Annotated in this window: 14 protein-coding genes; 8 read left to right on the top strand and 6 right to left on the bottom strand. The window is 52.7% G+C overall.

Annotation, left to right across the window (positions count from 1 at the left end):
- The first annotated feature begins 72 nt into the window (after positions 1-72).
- Both FH871_RS07310 and FH871_RS07305 read left to right on the top strand, forming a co-directional pair.
- Entirely contained in the window at positions 73-3,231 is a 3,159-nt protein-coding gene (locus FH871_RS07310) for an efflux RND transporter permease subunit (protein ID WP_138990772.1), read from the top strand.
- 728 nt (positions 3,232-3,959) lie between these two features.
- Positions 3,960-4,343 (top strand): response regulator, encoded by a 384-nt coding sequence (locus FH871_RS07305; protein WP_171062788.1) that lies wholly within the window; start codon positions 3,960-3,962, stop codon positions 4,341-4,343.
- Between the two features lie 21 nt (positions 4,344-4,364).
- Here FH871_RS07305 and FH871_RS07300 read toward each other — a convergent pair whose 3' ends face one another.
- The 4 genes from FH871_RS07300 to FH871_RS07285 form a co-directional block, all read right to left on the bottom strand.
- Positions 4,365-5,327, bottom strand: a complete 963-nt coding sequence (locus FH871_RS07300; protein ID WP_138990770.1) for a threonine/serine dehydratase — start codon at positions 5,325-5,327, stop codon at positions 4,365-4,367.
- A 128-nt stretch (positions 5,328-5,455) separates the two neighbouring features.
- A complete protein-coding gene (locus tag FH871_RS07295) occupies positions 5,456-6,334 on the bottom strand; it encodes an alpha/beta fold hydrolase (RefSeq protein ID WP_229317112.1) in 879 nt (292 codons plus the stop codon).
- Positions 6,335-6,436: 102 nt separating this feature from the next.
- Positions 6,437-6,922, bottom strand: a complete 486-nt coding sequence (locus FH871_RS07290; protein ID WP_306439231.1) for a methylated-DNA--[protein]-cysteine S-methyltransferase — start codon at positions 6,920-6,922, stop codon at positions 6,437-6,439.
- Between the two features lie 91 nt (positions 6,923-7,013).
- A complete protein-coding gene (locus FH871_RS07285) occupies positions 7,014-8,225 on the bottom strand; it encodes a sorbosone dehydrogenase family protein (protein WP_138990769.1) in 1,212 nt (403 codons plus the stop codon).
- 294 nt (positions 8,226-8,519) lie between these two features.
- On the opposite strand from FH871_RS07285, the gene FH871_RS07280 reads away from it, so the two are divergent.
- The 3 genes from FH871_RS07280 (at position 8,520) to FH871_RS07270 (ending at position 10,392) form a co-directional block, all read left to right on the top strand.
- Positions 8,520-9,344, top strand: coding sequence for a serine O-acetyltransferase (locus tag FH871_RS07280; protein ID WP_138990768.1), 825 nt, complete (start codon positions 8,520-8,522; stop codon positions 9,342-9,344).
- Between the two features lie 80 nt (positions 9,345-9,424).
- Positions 9,425-9,976: an RNA polymerase sigma factor gene (locus FH871_RS07275; RefSeq protein ID WP_171062787.1), complete on the top strand. Its 552-nt coding sequence runs from the start codon at positions 9,425-9,427 to the stop codon at positions 9,974-9,976.
- Between the two features lie 68 nt (positions 9,977-10,044).
- On the top strand, positions 10,045-10,392 hold the full coding sequence (locus FH871_RS07270) for a co-chaperone YbbN (protein WP_171062786.1): 348 nt from the start codon (positions 10,045-10,047) through the stop codon (positions 10,390-10,392).
- 138 nt (positions 10,393-10,530) lie between these two features.
- Here the strand turns inward: FH871_RS07270 and FH871_RS07265 are convergent, their stop codons facing one another.
- Positions 10,531-11,226 carry a pirin gene (locus FH871_RS07265; protein ID WP_138990765.1) on the bottom strand — a complete coding sequence of 232 codons (696 nt, stop codon included), beginning with the start codon at positions 11,224-11,226 and terminating at the stop codon, positions 10,531-10,533.
- Positions 11,227-11,254: 28 nt separating this feature from the next.
- Entirely contained in the window at positions 11,255-11,983 is a 729-nt protein-coding gene (locus FH871_RS07260; protein ID WP_138990764.1) for an intradiol ring-cleavage dioxygenase, read from the bottom strand.
- Positions 11,984-12,201: 218 nt separating this feature from the next.
- Between FH871_RS07260 and FH871_RS07255 the strand changes: the two genes are divergently transcribed.
- From FH871_RS07255 to FH871_RS07245, 3 genes are all read left to right on the top strand, one after another.
- The gene (locus FH871_RS07255; protein ID WP_138990763.1) at positions 12,202-12,831 is read left to right on the top strand and encodes an RNA polymerase sigma factor; all 630 of its coding nucleotides are present in this window, start codon (positions 12,202-12,204) and stop codon (positions 12,829-12,831) included.
- A gap of 90 nt (positions 12,832-12,921) precedes the next feature.
- Positions 12,922-14,004 carry a FecR family protein gene (locus FH871_RS07250; protein ID WP_138990762.1) on the top strand — a complete coding sequence of 361 codons (1,083 nt, stop codon included), beginning with the start codon at positions 12,922-12,924 and terminating at the stop codon, positions 14,002-14,004.
- A 173-nt stretch (positions 14,005-14,177) separates the two neighbouring features.
- Positions 14,178-17,516 (top strand): TonB-dependent receptor, encoded by a 3,339-nt coding sequence (locus tag FH871_RS07245; RefSeq protein WP_171062785.1) that lies wholly within the window; start codon positions 14,178-14,180, stop codon positions 17,514-17,516.
- Positions 17,517-17,528 lie beyond the last annotated feature (12 nt).

The following is a 17,528-nucleotide window of genomic DNA, read 5'->3' as shown; positions in this document are numbered from 1 at the left end:
TAGCGTATCTACCCAATTTACGCACCGCGCGGGCGGTCCCGTCACTCATTCGCTCAAGCACTCATTGAAAATATGAACAGGTTCATTCGGAATATCGTCGGCTTTTCGCTCAAAAACCGGTTTTTTGTCTTTTTCATGACCGCCGGACTCATCATCGCCGGTGTGGTGAGTTACCTAAATACCCCGCTCGAAGCGTTTCCCGACGTCACCAACACCCAGATCATCGTTGTGACGGAATGGAACGGGCGGAGTGCCGAAGAGGTGGAGCGGTTTGTAACGGTGCCGATCGAGGTGGCGATGAATTCCGTGCAACGGAAAACGAACGTCCGGTCCATCACGATGTTCGGATTGTCGGTCATCAAAATCATTTTTGAAGATGAGGTCGAAGACTTTTTTGCCCGGCAACAGGTCAACAATCAGCTCCGTACGGTAACACTCCCCGAAACCGTCGAGCCGGATGTGCAGCCGCCGTATGGCCCGACGGGTGAAATTTTCCGGTTTACGCTGGAAAGCAAAACCCGCGACAGCCGGGAACTGCTGACGTTGCACAACTGGGTGATCGACCGTCAGTTGCGTAGTGTATCCGGCGTGGCCGACGTCGTGGCCTTTGGCGGTCAGGAGAAAATCTACGAAATCCGGGTCAATCCCACACAACTGACCAAATACGACCTGACGCCCCTGGAAGTATACCAAGCCATCACGCGTAGTAACATCAACGTCGGGGGCGATGTGATCGAGCGCAACGGGCAAGCCTATGTAGTTCGGGGTGTCGGCCTGCTGACGTCGATTCCCGATATTGAAAACATCATCATTGAAGAACTGAACGGCAACCCGGTTCTGGTGAAAAACGTGGCTGAAGTCGCCGAATCGAGCTTGCCCCGGGTCGGGCAGGTGGGTTTGAACGACAACGACGACGTGGTGGAAGGCATCGTGGTGATGCGGAAAGGCGAAAATCCCAGCGAAATTCTGACGCGGGTAAAGGAAAAAATCGAAGAGCTGAACACCCGGATCTTGCCATCGGACACGAAAATGGTGACCTTTTACGACCGCGACAACCTCATTGCGTTCTGTACCCGAACGGTGATGCATAACCTGACCGAGGGCATCATTCTGGTAACGGTCATCGTCTTTGTGTTCATGGCCGACTGGCGAACCACCGTCATCGTGTCCATCATCATTCCGCTGGCGCTGCTGTTTGCGTTTATGTGTCTCCGTTTGCGGGGTATGTCGGCCAATTTGCTGTCAATGGGCGCGGTCGATTTCGGAATCATCATTGACGGGGCCGTGGTGATGGTCGAAGGGATTTTCGTAACGCTCGACCATCTGGCGCATAAAAAAGGCATGGCGACCTTTAACCGGATGAGCAAACTCGGGCTGATCAAAAAAACCGGGGGGGAGTTGGGCAAAGCGGTTTTCTTTTCCAAACTGATCATTATTACGGCGCTGTTGCCGATTTTCTCGTTCCAGAAAGTGGAGGGCAAAATGTTCTCCCCGCTGGCCTGGACGCTCGGTTTTGCCTTGCTGGGTGCCTTGTTGTTCACGCTGACGCTGGTGCCGGTTTTGTGTTCCATGCTGTTGCGGAAAAACGTCCGGGAGAAGAACAATTTCATCGTCCGGTTTTTCACCAATACCGTTACCGCCGGTTTTGAATGGTGTTATGCCCGCAAACAACTGAGCTTTCTGTTCGCTACGGTTTGCCTGGGGCTGACGTTTTTCTCCGCGACTTTGCTGGGAACGGAATTTTTGCCGCAGCTTAACGAGGGCGCATTGTGGGTGGAAGCCAAATTGCCGATGAGTTCGTCGCTGAGTGAGACCACCAAAATGGTGCGCGTTCTGCGGAAAAAGCTGATGGAATTTCCGGAGGTCAACGGGGTATTGTCGCAAACCGGCCGCTCCAACGACGGCACCGATCCGTCCGGATTCTATTACGTGCAGATGCAGGTAAACCTGAAACCCAAAGACGACTGGCCGGACCGCCGGACTGGGCGCAAGCTTTCCACCGATGACCTGATCGAAGAGATGGATACGAAACTTAAACAGTTTCAGGGAATTAACTATAACTATTCCCAGCCGATCATCGACAACGTGGCCGAAGCCGTGGCTGGGATGAATGCCTCGAATGCCGTCAAGATTTTTGGAGAGGATCTGACGACGCTCAACGGACTGGCGGATGAGGTGATCGAAGCGATTCAAAATGTGCCGGGTATCAAGGATGTCGGTATTTTGCGGAACATCGGCCAGCCCGAAATCAGCGTCCTGTTTCATGACCACAAAATGGCCCTCTACGGGGTTTCAACGGCTGATGCCCAGGCGGTGATCGAGATGGCGATTGGCGGAAAAACCGCTTCGATTCTGTATGAGGGAGAACGCCGGTTCGACATTCGGTTGCGCTACGCCGAGCATTACCGGAAAACCGAAGACGACATCATGCGGCTGATGGTGCCGACGATGCACGGGAGTAAAATACCGCTCAGCGAAATTGCAACCCTGCGTAAAACCACCGGCCCGGCGTTCATCTACCGCGATCTGAACAAGCGGTTTATTGGCGTCAAATTCTCCGTCCGGGAGCGCGATCTGGGAAGCACCATTGCCGAGGCCCAGCGTAAAGTCAGTCAGAAGCTGAAAAAACTGCCGAAGGGCTATTCGGTCAACTGGACGGGCGAATTTGAAAACCAGGTGCGGGCCACCCAACGGCTCGGGGAGGTGGTTCCGCTCAGTCTGGCGGCCATTTTTGTCATTCTGTTTGTCACGTTCGGTAATCCCAAAGATGCGGGTCTGGTGCTGCTCAATGTGCCGTTTGCGCTGATGGGCGGGATTCTGGCGCTGCACGCAACGGGCATCAACTTCGGCATTTCGGCAGGGGTGGGTTTCATTGCCCTGTTCGGAATCTGTGTGCAGAATGGCGTGATTCTGGTGTCTGTTTTCAACCAGAACCGGGCCGACCGGCTTCCGCTCGACGAAGCCATCCGGCAGGGCATCCGGAGCCGGATTCGTCCGGTGGTCATGACGGCCTTGATGGCGGCTATCGGGTTATTGCCGGCAGCAGTCTCGACCGGAATTGGCTCCGAAACCCAAAAACCGCTCGCAGTGGTCGTCATTGGCGGTTTGGTGACGGCAACCGTGCTGACGCTGCTGATTTTTCCGATTCTGTACCGGTTTTTCTATCGCCGGGCTGAAACCGCTCCAAAAACCTGGCGACGGGAACCGGAGCTTTTGGAAGGCCCGAATTAACATTTTTCTAAGACGGCTCTAAGCGTTTTCTAATGTAGCCGCGTCAATTTTGTGATGAGAGGAAAGAGATGAGATTATAGAAGAAAGAGGGGAGACAAGAGAATAAAGACCTGAATTTGTGCGCTGTTTATCAGTCTTTACGCCCTGGTCTCACCTCTTTACGCTCCTTGCAATAGAAGGTTTTTGGCGAGTAACATTGCTAATTTCAGGTGATTCCGATAGCCGGTTCTTTTCTGAAGACCGGCTATTTCTTTTGTAAGAAAATTCTAATTTTTTTTTAATCGGGCTCTAAGCGGGTTTTAAGATGCGTATCTCATCTTTGTAGAAATACTTAACCCTTACTTGATATGTCCTGGTTTGAATATAGTCAGTGTGTACTGAACAAAGTTGATTTCGACCGGCGGCTTTTCCGAAAAGAATTACGGAAACTTTTGCGATGGCTCTCCCCGCCGGAGCGTATACAATTATTGCAGTGGTGTCGCCAGCAGGTTCTGCGAAAAAGGCGAGTGCTTACGTAGACGAAAGAGGGGAGACAAGAGAGAAAAGAAACGAAATCTACGATACTCTGAACGTCTTTCTTCTCTTGTTTCACCCCTCTTATCAAATTTTGTGTGTTTTCTTTAGCGTTTTAGGTAGAAAGGGAGTAGCCGATCCAGTGATTGGATCGGCTATCTTGTTGAGATTAAGTTCGAAAAACGGTCAACTCTAAAATCAGATTCGATATGCTGTTGAAACACCGTCTTGTTTTTATTGTCGATGATGACGACGATGACCGGTTCATGCTCTGGCAGGCCTTCCAGAAACACCATCCCGCTTGTCTGCTCTATACGTTTTCCAACGGGCAGGAATTGCTGGATCACCTGACAGACTATGCCGACCGGCCGGATCTGATCATTCTGGATCTGAATATGCCCGTACTGGACGGTTTTGCGACCCTGCAACGCTTGAAACTGAGCAGTCACTTGCGGACCATTCCCACAGTAATTCTGGGATCTTCCTTCGAAACCCATGACAATCTGTGCCTGAATGAAGTGGGAACGGGAACTGTGCTCGTGAAGCCCACGAGTTACAGTGAACTGGTTCGGTTGACAAACCAGTTGTGTCCGGTCTAATTGTTGCCGAATGGTCAGGCCCTAAAACGGCAATTTGCCCAGATCGACGTTTCCACCGGTCAGAATAATGCCCACTTTCTGTCCGGCAAACTGGTCCTTGTGTTTCAGCAAAGCCGCCAGCGGAACGGCGCAGGAAGGTTCGATGATGATCTTCATCCGTTCCCAAACCAGCCGCATGGCCGCGATAATCTCCGCATCCGAAACCGTTAGGATGTCCGAAACGTGTTGCCGGATATAGCCCAGCGTGCGTTCGCTGAGGCTGGTCATCAGGCCGTCGGCGATGGTTTTGATATAAGGCGCTTTCTCAACCCGACCACTCTGGAAAGACAACACGGCGTCGGCGGCTCCTTCCGGTTCCCCGGCAATCACCTTCGTTTGTGGACTGAGGTAATGGGTGGCCAGGGCCGTTCCGCTCAGTAACCCACCACCCCCGACCGGCGCCATGATGACATCGAAAAACGATTCGTAATCGGCGTCTTCGATCAATTCTTTGGTAGCAGTAGCCTGTCCGGCAATCACCCGGTCGTCGTCGAATGGGTGGATCAAAACCGCCCCGGTGCGTTTCATCACTTCCAGTACACCGGCTTCACGGGCTTCGAGCGTCGGCTCGCATTCGATGATTTCGGCACCGTAGTCCCGCACGGCCTCTTTCTTGACTTGCGGAGCCGTTCGGGGCATTACGATGTAAGCTTTTGTGCCAACCTGCCGCGCGGCAAAGGCCACGGCCTGTGCGTGGTTGCCCGACGAATGCGTGGTGACGGGGCCGAGTGTGCGACCGTAATATCGTTCCTGCTCCGACAATTGCAGAATGGCGTTCAACCCGCCCCGCGCCTTGAACGCGCCGATTTTCTGAAAATTTTCCGGTTTGAAATAAACCGAAACACCACTGATGGCATTGATGGTTCGGTTGGTGAGAATGGGCGTACGGTGGATGTGTGACCGGATGCGGTCGTGAGCCGCCTGGATGGTTTCGAGGGTAATCATTGGGTTAAACGAGAGAAAAAACGATAGAATAAAGACCTGAGAGAAAAGACGAGCGGGTAAAGATATTGTGATTTCGTTGCCCAATCGCTTTTTCTTTCCACGCTTGTCTTTATTCTCCTGTCTACAACTCAATTGACCGTTTCATCGGCGGGTGGGGAAGGATACCCGGCACTGCGGAGAATCAAACTTTTCACCATTTCGGAATGGGAATTGGTAATCAAATGACCCGATTCGGGCAGGAAAATGTATTCCGCCGGTTTTCCGACCAGCATTTTTTTGGCATAATCCAGATTCGACGGATCGACCAGCCAGTCTTTTCCGCCCTGCATCAACGTTACCGGTATATTCAGTTTAGACCACAGGGGTTCGAGTTGACGTAGCTCGGCCACATGCGTATATTTTTCAGCGGTAGCCAGATTGATGTGCCGGTCCATAAACAACTTGACGGGAGCCATTTTTCCCCATTTCGAAAACCAGAAAAACTTTTCTTTTTCGGGGTCGAGGGGCGAAGAAATCAGGAAAAGGTGTTTCACCCGGCTCGGATACATGATGGCCAGCCGGGCAGCCACCGGCGCACCGTACGAACGGCCGAGCACAACCGCCGGTTTTCCGGAATGATTCAGATTAAGGGCGTGAGCGATCCACTGCGCCTGCTTGGCAATGGAGGTAACGGCTTTTCGCCCTTTCCGCGATTTTCCGTAACCCGGACGGTCGACGGAGAGAATGTGAAACCGCTTGTACAAGGCGCTGTCATCGATCATCCGCAAATAACCATACCACGACCCCGGCGCTCCGTGGATCAGCAGGAGCGGGGGCAGGGTGTCTGAACCAACGCTGGCGACGAACAGTTTCAGGCTGTCGTTTTCGATGGTAACAAAAGTCGGTTTGACGGGCCGGTTGGCAAAATGCTTCTGAATTTCGCGGTCGCTCATCCGCCATTTCCGGAAGAAGCAACCGGAAAGGCTGGTAATCAGCAAAACAAGAAGCAGGGCGTTGAGTAATTTCACACGAAGACGCTAGGGTGAAAAAAAGATTTTCAATGGCTGATGCCTGTAGAAATTCAACGCATCAAATACCGAAAACCGTATACCAAAACCAGTATATCAACCTTAAAACAAACTCAATTGACCATTGGCAACCTGCTCATGTTCCAGCAGCCATTTTTTTCGCCCCAGACCGCCCGCATACCCTGTCAGGTCGCCATTGGAGCCGATGATGCGGTGGCAGGGAATGATGATCCAGATCGGGTTTTTTCCGTTGGCTGCGGCCACCGCCCGAATGGCTTTTTCGTCGCCCAGACGCCGGGTCAATTCCATATACGACATGGTTTTTCCATACGGCACCTCCGCCAGCATTTGCCAGACCGACCGCTGAAAGGGCGTGCCCTGCGGACGAAGCGGAAGATCGAACGACCGTCGGCGATTCAGGAAGTATTCCTCCAGTTGACGCGCACATTTGTAGAGTATGGCCGGCACAAAGGCCGAATCTGCGACGGGATCATTACTGCACCGAACACTGGCAATACCGTCTTCGTTGCCGCTGATGACAGCCAGTCCAACCGGCGTGTGGATCGTTGTCGTATACATGGTGCTCATGGGGTGTTCCTGGTACCAATCTACAGAAAATACCACAAAAAAAGACAGACTCCACGCGGAATCTGTCCATCATTTATCGAAAAGCAGTGGTCTATTTGGTAACAAACCGCTTGATCGTTCCGCTACTGTGGTCGAGGATGTATAATTCCTGTTTGGCGTCTTCCCCGAAAGCTGAAACCGGGCCGCCCTCGCTGGTGAGGAGTTGGTTGCCGGTTTTTTGGTCGCCCTGAAAACTCAACGCCCACACCTTGCCGGTGGCAAAGTCCGCGTAGATGTATTTTCCTTTCAGGTCGGGAAGGCTGCTGCCCCGGTAAACCGCTCCCCCCGTCACCGAAACGCCTTCGCTACGAACGTACTGGTGAATGGGTTCGATCAATTGCCCCTGGTTACAGTCATTTGCGGGATTGTAGCAGTCCTGACCCTCTTTCAATCGCCAGCCGTAATTGCCGCCCTTCTTGATAATATCGATTTCTTCCAGTTTGTTTTGTCCAACGTCACCCGCCCAAAGCTGACCGGTTTCGGCGTCAAAACTGAAGCGCCAGGGATTGCGCAGTCCGTAGGCATAGATTTCGGGAAGCGCGTTGGCATTGCCGACAAACGGGTTGTCGGCCGGAATTCCGTAGTTCCCTTTGTCGGTTTTGTTGACGTCGATCCGCAGGATTTTACCCAGCATCGTTTTCAGGTTCTGCCCGTTGTTCTGCGGGTCACCACCGCTGCCGCCATCACCCGCGGCAATGTACAGAAAACCGTCTGGCCCGAAAGCTACTTTGCCGCCATTGTGGTTGGCATAAGGCTGTTCGTATTTCAGCAGGATGGTTTCGGTTGCCGGATCGACCCGGTTTGAACCGGCCGTGGCTTTAAACCGGGAAATAACGGTTTCGCGGGGATTATTTTTGGTATAATTGACGAAAAAATAACCGTTTTGCTCGAAATCCGGGTGAAAAGCAAGCCCTAAAAGGCCCATTTCACCGCCCGAAGCCACTTTGCTGACGATGTCTAAATACGTATCGGCGGTTTTTGTAGCTGCGTTATTTTCGAACACCCGAATCCGGCCCTCCTGTTCGAGCACAAAAACGCGATTGGTTCCGTCGCCCGCGTGCGTAAACTCCACAGGCTGTTTAAAGGTCAAGCCGGGAAAAGCATTTTCCAGTTGAAGCGCTGCGGGGGCGATTGTCCCCGGCGTCTCGGTGGTCTCCGCATCGGCCTCGCGTGGCTGACAGGCCAGCGACACCAAGAAGGCGAAAACCACCGTAACCGTGAGTGAGCTTGCCAGCGTTACCACCGTTTTTTTTAGGTATGACATGGAAGTATCGATGAAGTTCTTTAGTTTAGTCATAGCAAGATTGTATCCAAAGCGGGAGGACGAACTTTTTGGCAGTGTTTTTGTTTCTTTTTCAACGGATTAGCTGACTATTTGTTGCCAATGTTCGTTTTACACTCAAGTAGCGCCTGTTGTTGTCTTTCCTCAAAATGGGGCGGTTGATACACAGTTAGTTATAAGACAGATTGCCCTTCGGAAGAAGGCTTTTTTTTGCTTAAAAGGTTGAGAACTCTATCGAATTGATTCTATCTGTAGACTTTATTGAATGACCACTCCATGACTCCTGCCGAACAGCAACATTTCTTTGAACGGATGGCGACCCAAAACGCCAGTTTTCGATACCGCCTGCCTTCCAAACCCGACGTGGGCCGGTTTATCGACAATTTGATTCGTTTCCTTTTTCCCATTACCCAGGATTGCCGGCCTTTTGTGGTCAGTACTGCCGACACCTACCGGGAGTTGAATCGCCAGCTTACCTGTCTGTTAAAACCGCTGGATGAACATTTGTCGGCTGACAAAGACCGGACCTGTGAACAATTTTTTGACCGGTTACCAAGTACCTACGATGAATTGTTGCTCGATGCGCAGGCAATCTCGGCGTTCGATCCGGCGGCTGCGGGGGTAGAAGAAGTGATCGCCGTGTATCCCGGTTTTTACGCCATTGCGGTGTATCGGATTGCCCACGTTTTGACGGAACTGCAAGTGCCGCTTCTGCCCCGGATGATGACCGAATACGCCCACGGCCATACCGGTATCGACATTCATCCCAATGCTGAAATCGGCTCTTCTTTTTTTGTCGACCACGGCACCGGCGTCGTCATTGGTGAAACGGCCATTATCGGCAGCAATGTAAAAATTTACCAGGGGGTTACGCTGGGAGCCACCAACGTGGCCAAGTCGATGGCGTCGCGGAAACGACATCCTACCATTGAGGACAATGTAATCATTTATGCCAACGCAACGATCCTTGGCGGTCGGACGGTGGTAGGCCATGATTCTACGATTGGCGGCAACGTCTGGCTAACCCAGAGCGTCGAACCGTATTCGCTGGTGTATCACACCAGCCAGATCGAAGTCCGGTCGCTGGCGTCGGAGTCATAAACCACAAACTTTAAATAAAAAGGGAAACTGCGGGTGATTTTTGGGGTCGCGGTGGTATGAATGGCTATAGGGAATTTGCCATGAACTGCATTTGTGATGATAGCCTGATTGAATCGCTTCGTGCCGGAGAAACGTCGGCATACGAATGGATTTATAAAAAACAGTACCCCGCCATTGCCCGGTTTGTTCAGCGCAACCACGGGAACGAAGGGGATGCCGAAGATCTTTTCCAGGAATCCGTTCTGGTGCTCTACCAAAAAATAACCGCTCCTGATTTTCAGCTTACTTCCACGCTGAAAACGTTTTTGTTTGCCATTGCGAAAAACATTTGGTTGAAAAAACTGCGGGATGATAAGCTGGTCACCATCAGCGACGATCAGTTGCTGTCTCTTCAGGATTCCTACGATTTTGCTTCGCCCGAGCCCTCGTCCGAAGAGGTTCAGCACGAACGACTCAATGCCTGGATGGCCCGCATCACCGGTCATTGTCAGCGGGTTATCCGGTCAATATACTTCTCCCACGAACCGATGGACCACCTCATGGTGACGATGGGCTGGAAAAACCGCCATACCGCCGTCAATCAGAAATACAAATGCATTCAGCAGTTGAGACGGGCGTCGGAAAACGGATAAAATTTTTCGTTGCGCGGGTGATTTTGGGGGATTTGCCGGAATCAACAGGTAAATCAACAATCACAATCATGACTACTGAACACACAAAGGCGGTGTATGCCACCGATCAGAACTGGGACGAATTGCTGGCCAAACCGGGGGTGCTGCTGGTGGATTTTAGCGCCGAATGGTGCCCGCCGTGCCGCAGACTGGAACCCCTCATTCATGAATTAGCCGCCGACTTTGCCGGTTTGGCCACGGTGGCGACGGTGGATGTGGAAATGCACCCCGTGGTGACCGCCCGCTACAAAGTCAGAAACATGCCAACCATCCTGGTTTTTAAAGATGGCGAGTTGGTGAACCGCCAGATTGGTTTCACACCGAAGCCGGTGCTGACCACAATGCTTTTGGAGCAAATGCAGGAAACGGTTTTGTGAAGTAGCTAGAATGTAAAATTTCAAATGATGAATGCTAAATGTAAAAGTATAAATTGACAGGAATTATTACATTTAGCATTCATCATTTAAAATTCTATATTAAAAAAAGTCTTTGATATTCAGGTCTTTACTTGCTTCTTACACTTCCAGCACCAGAATAATAGCATCATTGGACAGGGCTTCAAACTCGATAACATCCAGGTTCCACAACGCCAGCCCGTCGCGGGGGTGGAGCAGCCGGTCCTGAACTTCAAAAGCGCCTTCGATGGCGAAAACAAACGCCCGTTTCTGGGCATTGCGCAGGGTATAACCACCTTCCTGGCGACCCCCGTATTTTCCGATAAAACCCAGCTTGTTGCGGTCCAGCGAGTAAAATAAGGGTATAAGCTGGTTGCGGGCCTGGAGATCAAAGGTTGTGAGCGGAAAACGTTCGGAGCTTTCGAAACCCGTTGGGCTGGCCTTCAGACCGAGTATAAGATAGTTAACGGCTTCATTTTCAAACGGATTACTAATTCGGTATTCCTGCCCCGGTAATACCGTAAAGTGAAAGACTTCACCCGCTCCCAGAAAAACGCTTTCTCCGAAACCATCCACCAGTTCAATCCCGCCAACCACCGGCATGAGCAATACTTCTGTCGGGTCATCGACCGCCAAGGTATGGCTTTTGCCGGCCCGTAACGTATCGTCGTTAAAAACCGTCAGAGCGCCGAAAGGCCGTCGACTTTCGTGCTGATACGGGCCGAAATTAAAGGTGTGAAAACTCCGGTGATCAGCGGACTGCGTGCAGCCCCGCTGATCGGAGAGGTAAATTTGGGCTTTCGTTTCGGTAAGCATACCGGTTGATCGTTCGGTTGAGGAGAAACTACGCCAGTACGACAATGGCCCACGTTAGTTCGTAACCCGCTGACGTGCTTCCGGTTACGACTGACATGTTGGTGGAAGTGCCATCGCTGAAAATGTTGTCCCGGGCATTGGTGGTGTCGGCCTGGCCGTGGCTGGCATAAACCCCCTGTGCATACACCACCTTGCTGATGTCTTCCGGAAAAGCAATTTGGGATATTTTCAACGATTTGCCAGTGGAATCATAGACGTGGACGTGAATGTGCGGGGCGCGACCGCTGTACCAGCCAGGGTAGATGCTGGTAAAGGTCACCAGTCCATTGGCGTCGGATGTCTGGCGTCCCCGCAGAAAATGGACGCTCTGGTAGTTGGTCGACTGCATCTGCGTACCGCCGTATTCGGAGTAATTACCGGCCGCGTCGCAGTGCCAGATGTCTACCAAAGCCCCCGTCAAACCGGCGCAACTGTTGTTTTTGTTCTGAACGGTAATCTTGATGGTCAGCTTGGTTCCCTGCCGGTCGGAGGTGATGTTGTTGGTTACCAGACTGGTGGGCGTCTTGGTGGGGAAAGGACCTTCCGTTTCGTTGGAGGTTTCGGTGCAGGTTCCGGTGGTCGTTCCGGTCGTGGTGCCTGTTCCGGTGGTTGTGGTGGGTTCCACGGCGTCGTCGGTTGAACAGGCACCAACCATGGGCATGATCGCGGCCATACCCAATGCGGAAAAAGTCCTTTTCAAAAATTCTTTGCGTTCCATGCGTCAGTTGCTATAGATGGTAAAGTTGTGCTTGGTTTCTATCTATATCGTTGAAGGGGCCCGTTTCGTTGCGTTGGGATGGCGATTGTAGGTAAACCGGGTGAATTTGTCGGTGAATGGGTCAACCGATCGGTCGGTCGGGATGAGTAGAAGACCGTTGTTAAGTTTGTTTTACCATTCCGCAGACCCCTGTTTTTTACAGACCGAATTGCCTAACTATGCATCCTGAACCAGCCGCTATGAATGTGAAACCGGTTTACCTGCCAGCCCTGGCCGCCGACCGGCGGGATTGGGATGCTTTTGTAACCGATGACGAAACCGCCTTCCAGAAGCTGATGGAGCGGTTTTATGGCGCATTGGTTAATTATGGCAGCAAATACAGCAAGGACAAGGAATTGGTAAAAGACAATATTCAGGAGTTGTTTATCGACCTCTGGACCCACCGGCACCGGTTGTCGCAACCCACGTCGGTCAAGGCGTATCTGCTCACGTCCCTGCGTCGGCGTTTGGTGCGGAGTTTATCCAAACCATATTTCCTATCTCTGACGGATCAGTTATCCAATGGTGATTTCTATTTCGAACCTTCGCCGGAACTCGTCCTGATCGAACGCGAAAGCATCGTCCGGCAGTCGCAGCAGGTGGCCCGGTACCTGAATGAATTACCCCGCCGACAGCGCGAAATCATTTATCTGAAATATTACCAGAATCTGGATCGGGAGGAGATTGCCGAGGTGATGGGCATCTCGCACCAGTCCGTTTCCAACCTGTTGCAGAAGGCTTTGCTCGCCCTTCGCCGGGTAATTCCCGTCGACCTGGCCCTCATTCTGGTCGGTTTTCTGATCGCCTGAACCACTTCCCAATTTTTTTCTCCGAATTGCCAAAAAATGGGGTATGTCCCTTCGCGCGGTTGCATCTCTGAATAAAAGCCCCACGCGCCGATGTTCAATTACGCTTACTATACGGTTGAGGAATTCCTGAAAGACGACTGGTTTCGCGAATGGGTTTTGACCCCGACACCGCAAACCGACGCTTTCTGGAACGAATGGGTACGTCTTCATCCGGAACAACAAGCGACCATCGACCAGGCCAGGGCGTTGCTGCGGGCGTTGGAAATGCCACATCAGCCGGTTTCCAACACCGAACGGGATGAGGCCATTCGGGAGACCTGGGCCAGAATCCGGCAAAAGCAGGAACCGTCGGTTCGGACCATTCCGCTGTGGAACTGGAGCCGGATGGCCGCTGCCGTTTTTGTGCTGGTGGGATTGGCCTGGGCTGTATTTATTTACCAAAACCGCACGCCATCCCGCGTTTTGCTGGGCCTGGTGTCAACACAATCCCAGGACCAGATCACCGTAACGAACCCGACGTTGCAGCCGTTGGTAGTGCCTTTGCCCGACGGAAGCCGCGTGACCCTTTCGCCCGCTGCCAGCCTGCACTATGCCCGACTCTTTACCGATCCGGAACGCCGGACATTCCTGAAAGGGGAGGCTTTTTTTGAAGTCGCGCGCAATCCGGCCCGGCCTTTTCTGGTCATCACGGAAAAATTGGTGACGCGGGTTCTGGGAACCAGTTTTTGGGTGAAAGCGGAGGCCGGAATGCCGGAGAGTCGGGTGATTGTCAAAACCGGTAAGGTATCGGTTTTTCGGACGCGTGATCTGGAACAAAAGCAGGCCAAACCGGAAGGGGTGGTGTTGACGCCGAATCAGCAGGTGGCCTTGACAAAAGCCGATAACCGGTTCGCAAAGTCGCTCGTTGCCCAGCCGGTGCCGATTAAAACCGCCGATCAGCCAGCGGAAATCAGCTATGCCGAAACCCCGGCACCGCAGATTTTTCAGGCACTGAGTCAGACCTACGGGATTGATATTCTGTATGACGACGAATTGCTGAAACACTGCCAGATTACGGCGACGCTGGCCGACGAATCCTTATTCGAGAAGCTCGATTTGCTTTGCCGCAGTATCCATGCCACGTATGAAGTGATTGATACACAAATCGTTATTTATAGTAAAGGATGTAAGTAGTACGCTTAATAAAGGTCGGTAATGGTACCAGCATTACCGACCCGGAAAGTACCCGCCTGCCTGTGAAGACCTCTTCGGAAGAGAGGGCGGGATTGTTTTGCCAGTTGAAAACTAACCAAACAGTCAAAAGTATGAAAAAAAGAATACGCAGGCACCCTTTGACCTACCAAATCATGCGTGTCAGTTTCATTCAACTTGTCCTGATAGCAGCTTTGGCCGGTATGGCCTACGCCGGGGACGTGGTTGCCCAGAATTTGCTCAACCGAAAAATCTCGCTGCAGGTCGATGAGCAGGAGGTGAAAACGGTTTTGCGGCAGCTTGAAAAACAGGCCGATGTACGGTTTATGTACAGCCCGCAGGTGGTTCCGGCCAACCGGAAAGTGTCGCTGAACGTAACGAATCAGTCGCTGGCCGACGTGCTCACCAGCTTGCTGAAACCGCTCAATGTCAGTTATGAAGTGAAAGGCAAGCAGATTTTGCTGGATAAAGCTCCGGAAACCGGGCAGTTGGAACTTCGAACCAAAACCGTAACCCTGGAAGCTCTGGCGCGTACGATTACCGGTACAGTTACGGATTTTGAAAACAAACAGCCCATTCCGGGGGTGACAGTTGTGGTCAAAGGCACCACCAAAGGCACGGCCACGGACGGGAGTGGGGTCTATTCCCTGCGCGTCGACGACGCCGATCAGACCCTGGTGTTCAGTTTTGTCGGGTATGAACCACAGGAAGTGGCCATTGCCAACCGCACGACCATCGCGGTTTCGCTCAAACCCGACATCAAAGCCCTGAGCGAAGTGGTGGTGGTGGGCTACGGCACGCAACGCAAAACATCGACCACGGCTGCGGTTTCGACCGTCAAAGGGGATGAGTTGAAAGCCGCTCCCGTTGCCAACATCAACAACAGCATCAGTGGTCGCGTATCCGGGGTTCTGTCGTTTCAGGGCAGCGGGGAGCCGGGGAAAGATGCGTCGACCTTGCGGGTGCGGGGCCTCGGAACCACCGGATCGCAAAATGGGGCGCTGACGATTGTCGACGGTATTCCGCGCCCGTTTGCGCAACTGAATCCGAATGAAATTGAGAGCATTACGGTTTTGAAAGATGCCGCAGCGGTGGCTCCTTACGGATTGGCGGGTGCCAACGGCGTTATTCTGGTGACGACCAAACGCGGTAAATCCGGGCGGATTTCGTTGAGTTACAACGGCTGGGTGGGCATGCAGCGGCCGACGCGCTATCCCGATTATTTGAACTCGTATGAGTTTGCCTCGTTGTTGAATACCGCCAACAAAAACGCGGGTTTGCCAGCCACCTACACCGACGAGCAATTGCAGAAATACCGGGATGGCTCCGATCCGGATCATTATCCTGATCACGACTGGGTTCGGGAAGTGATCAATTTTCAGGCGCCGATGACCAACCATGACCTGACGCTGGCAGGTGGATCGGACAAGGTGCGGTTTTTCACGTCGTTGCGCTACATGTACCAGGAAGGTGCGGTGAAAACCATCAACTTCTCGCGGGTTAACCTGGCTTCCAACATTGACGTGAATGCGACGCCGACCACCACGATTTCGCTGGATGTAAAAGGGACGCTGGAGAATACCAACAACCCCGGGTCATCGAGCGGAACCGGTATTTTTACGTCGGTTACCAAAAATCCGCCCCTGCTGGTCAACCAGTTATCGTTCAGCAATGGCAAGCCAGGGAACGAGTTGCTGCCGTCGATCTACGAAAGCGGCTACAACAAGATGACCAACAACATCCTGTTTACGCAGTTGACCATCGAGCAAAAACTGCCGTTCATTCCTGGTCTGGCGATCAAGGGCGTGGCGGCTTACGACAAAAACTACTCGTTGTCCAAAATCTGGCAGATTCCCTTTACCTACTACACGCTGAATGCGCAGGACCAGTTTGTGACCACCAAAGGGGGCGTGGGAGCTCCGCAGTTGTCGCAGGCCTTTAGTCAAAGCCCGAAAACGACGCTGCAAGGGTACATAACCTACTTGAATACATTCGGCAAACACGCGGTCAACGTGCTGGGCGTCGTTGAGCAGCGCAATGGTCAGACGGATGACTTTGCGGCTTCGCGGCTGAACTATTCGGTGTATCTGGACCAGCTCTCGACGGGCAGTACCAACAAAACCAATTACGACAATTCGGGATCGGCCAGTTCGAGCAAGCAGGTCGGTTTTGTGGGTCGCGCCAGTTACAACTATGCCGAAAAGTACCTGGTCGAACTGGCCGGGCGGTACGATGGACACTATTATTTTGCGCCCGGCCAGCGGTTTGCGTTTTTTCCGGCGGCTTCGTTGGGCTGGCGGATCTCGGAAGAGCCGTTCTTCAAAGACCGGGTTTTGTGGGTGAATAACCTGAAAATCAGAGCGTCATACGGAAAATCAGGCAATCTGGCGGGGAGTCCGTTTCAATACCTGAGTACCTACGGCCTGGCGAACAGCTATGTGTTCGGCGGAACCCAGTTCTACCAGACGCAGGGCGTTTTTGAACGCAACGAAGCCAACCCGAACATTACCTGGGAAACCGCCAAAAAGTTTGACATCGGCCTCGAAGCGTCCCTCTGGAACGGTCGGCTGAACCTGGAAGCGGATTATTTCCACGAACGCCGGTCGAACATGCTGGTGTCGCCCGCCCAAACGGTTCCGGTGGAATACGGCATCGGTATTTCGCAGGTCAACGCGGGTGAAATGAGCAACCGGGGCGTCGATCTGTCGATCAACACCCGGCAGTCGTTCCGGGGCGGTCTGAAGCTGGATGCGACCTTCAATTTCACCTATGCCGCCAACAAACTCATTCAGACATTCGAGAATGCCTCGACTTTCAACAACCCCAACCGACGCCGGACGGGGCGGCCCTACAACGCGCGGTTTGGCTACCGGGCCACCGGTTTTTTCCAGTCGGAAGAAGAAATCAAGGCATCGGCCACGCAGTTTGGCGCGTTGAAACCGGGTGATATCAAATACGAAGACATCAACAGCGACGGCAAAATTGACGGCAACGACGAGGTATTTATCGGAAAACCGCTGGAGCCGCAGATGATTCTGGGCTTAACGACCAACCTGACCTGGAAAGGCTTTAACCTGAATCTGTTGTGGCAGGGAGCCGCATCGAGCACGCTTCTGCTGGAAAACGAAGCGCAATTGCCGTTTTTCAATGGGGCCAAAGTGTTTCGGGAGCAACTGGATTACTGGACACCCGAAAACCCGAATGCGGCTTATCCGCGCGTGACGCCTTCGCCGACAACCAACAACAGCCAGGTGTCGTCGTTCTGGATTCGGGATGGCAGCTACCTGCGCCTGAAAACGCTGGATTTCGGCTACAGTTTTTCGCCGGCGGTTCTCAGCAAACTGAATGCCCAGACGCTGCGGGTGTATGTTTCCGGCCAGAATTTGCTCACGTTTTCGAAAGTGCCCTTCCTCGATCCCGAACTGGCCAGCAACCGGGCGCGGTATTATTTCCAGCAAAAGGTGTATACGGTCGGCTTGACGATCGGTTTTTAACGCATGCTCAAC

The sequence above is a fragment of the Larkinella sp. C7 genome (assembly GCF_006149005.1).
GTDB lineage: Bacteria > Bacteroidota > Bacteroidia > Cytophagales > Spirosomataceae > Larkinella.
The sequence above is the reverse complement of the archived record's forward strand: the minus strand, read 5'-3'. Positions and strand labels throughout refer to the sequence as shown.

Excerpts from the sequence above, each read along its gene's own strand:
- FH871_RS07310 (WP_138990772.1), top strand. The coding sequence starts at position 73 with ATGAACAGGTTCATTCGGAATATCGTCGGCTTTTCGCTCAAAAACCGG.
- FH871_RS07300 (WP_138990770.1), bottom strand. The coding sequence starts at position 5,327 with ATGATTACCCTCGAAACCATCCAGGCGGCTCACGACCGCATCCGGTCA.
- FH871_RS07290 (WP_306439231.1), bottom strand. The coding sequence starts at position 6,922 with ATGAGCACCATGTATACGACAACGATCCACACGCCGGTTGGACTGGCT.
- FH871_RS07285 (WP_138990769.1), bottom strand. The coding sequence starts at position 8,225 with ATGTCATACCTAAAAAAAACGGTGGTAACGCTGGCAAGCTCACTCACG.
- FH871_RS07280 (WP_138990768.1), top strand. The coding sequence starts at position 8,520 with ATGACTCCTGCCGAACAGCAACATTTCTTTGAACGGATGGCGACCCAA.
- FH871_RS07275 (WP_171062787.1), top strand. The coding sequence starts at position 9,425 with ATGAACTGCATTTGTGATGATAGCCTGATTGAATCGCTTCGTGCCGGA.
- FH871_RS07270 (WP_171062786.1), top strand. The coding sequence starts at position 10,045 with ATGACTACTGAACACACAAAGGCGGTGTATGCCACCGATCAGAACTGG.
- FH871_RS07265 (WP_138990765.1), bottom strand. The coding sequence starts at position 11,226 with ATGCTTACCGAAACGAAAGCCCAAATTTACCTCTCCGATCAGCGGGGC.
- FH871_RS07260 (WP_138990764.1), bottom strand. The coding sequence starts at position 11,983 with ATGGAACGCAAAGAATTTTTGAAAAGGACTTTTTCCGCATTGGGTATG.
- FH871_RS07255 (WP_138990763.1), top strand. The coding sequence starts at position 12,202 with ATGCATCCTGAACCAGCCGCTATGAATGTGAAACCGGTTTACCTGCCA.
- FH871_RS07250 (WP_138990762.1), top strand. The coding sequence starts at position 12,922 with ATGTTCAATTACGCTTACTATACGGTTGAGGAATTCCTGAAAGACGAC.
- FH871_RS07245 (WP_171062785.1), top strand. The coding sequence starts at position 14,178 with ATGCGTGTCAGTTTCATTCAACTTGTCCTGATAGCAGCTTTGGCCGGT.